Origin of the sequence: Arenimonas sp. (genome assembly GCF_019459675.1) — a bacterium.
GTDB lineage: Bacteria > Pseudomonadota > Gammaproteobacteria > Xanthomonadales > Xanthomonadaceae > Arenimonas.
Genome location: NZ_JAIBFH010000444.1, coordinates 1 through 1,224, shown reverse-complemented (window position 1 = coordinate 1,224; position 1,224 = coordinate 1). Strand labels below are relative to the sequence as shown.

1 pseudogene is annotated in these 1,224 nt (G+C 76.1%); it reads left to right on the top strand.

Features of this window, described 5'->3' with window-relative positions:
• Positions 1 to 75 precede the first annotated feature (75 nt).
• Positions 76 to 1,224, top strand: a pseudogene (locus tag K0M70_RS14720) (exodeoxyribonuclease V subunit gamma); the annotation flags it as partial.

Genomic DNA, 1,224 nt, shown 5'->3' with positions numbered 1-1,224 from the left:
CGCAGCCCGGCCAGCAGGCTGTCCAGCCCCACCAGGTCGCCGGCTTCGAAGCGCGGAAGCGGCGCCACGCCGGCGATGTCGGCGTCGTGGGCGCTGGGGTGGCCGCCGGGGTCCCGGGGGCGGCGGGGGCGGCCGGGCGGGGGCTTCACCCGGGCCGCAGGCGGGGCGCTGCTGGCGCCGGCGCCGGGGGCGCAGCGCCTGGGCCTGAGGCCCGCGCTGATCGACCGGCTTGGCGAAGCGCTGGCTGACGCCGGCGCGCGCTGGGGCCGCGACGCCGCGCACCGCGTCGCCAGCGGTGCGCCGGACGAAAGCGCCTACACCTGGCAATGGGCGATCGATCGCCTGCTGCTGGGCCACGCCAGCGCCGACGACGCCGACATCGCCGGCGTGGCGCCGCTTCCGCGCTTCGAAGCCGGCGACCTGGTGGGGCTGGACAGCCTGCTGGCCGGGCTGCGCGCGCTGGAACGGCTGGCGCGCGAACTGGCGTCACCGCGCGCGCCGCTGCACTGGCCGCGCGTGCTGGCCGCCGTGCTGGACGACCTGCTGTCCGACCGCCCGCAGGATCCGGCCGACGCGCGCGCCATCGAAGCCCTGCGTGCGCACGTCGGTGCGCTGTCCGAACAGCTGGTGGCAGCCGGGCTCGACGCACCGATGCCGTCGTCGGTGGTGCGCGCCTGGCTGCAGGCGCGGCTGGGCGAAAACGACGACCGCCAGCCCTTCCTCAGCGGCGGCGTCACGTTCGGGCGCATGGTGCCGATGCGGCTGATTCCGTTCAAGGTCATCTGCCTGCTGGGCATGAACGACGGCGACTACCCGCGCCGCGACGCCGGCGGCGCGCTCAACCGCCTCACGGCCGCGCTCGGCACGCCGCGGCGGCAGGTGGGCGATCGCTCGGTGCGCGAAGACGACCGCTTCCTGTTCCTGCAGCTGCTGGCGTCGGCCGGGCAGGTGTTCTACCTCAGCTTCCTGGGCAACGACCCACGCAGCGGCGATTCCAAACCACCGTCGGTGGTGGTGTCGGAGTTGATGGACGTGGCGGCGCGCTATTTCACCGATCCGGCCGATGCCGCCGCGCGCCTGCTGCTGCGCCACCCGCTGCAGCCGTTCGCGCCGCAGGCGTTTGGCGCGGTGGTGGATGCGCGCGAAGCGCCGGCCGATGCCGCCCGCCGCATCGGTTTCCACAGCGCCTGGCGCCCCGCCGCGCAGGGGGGGCGCCGGGGGGCC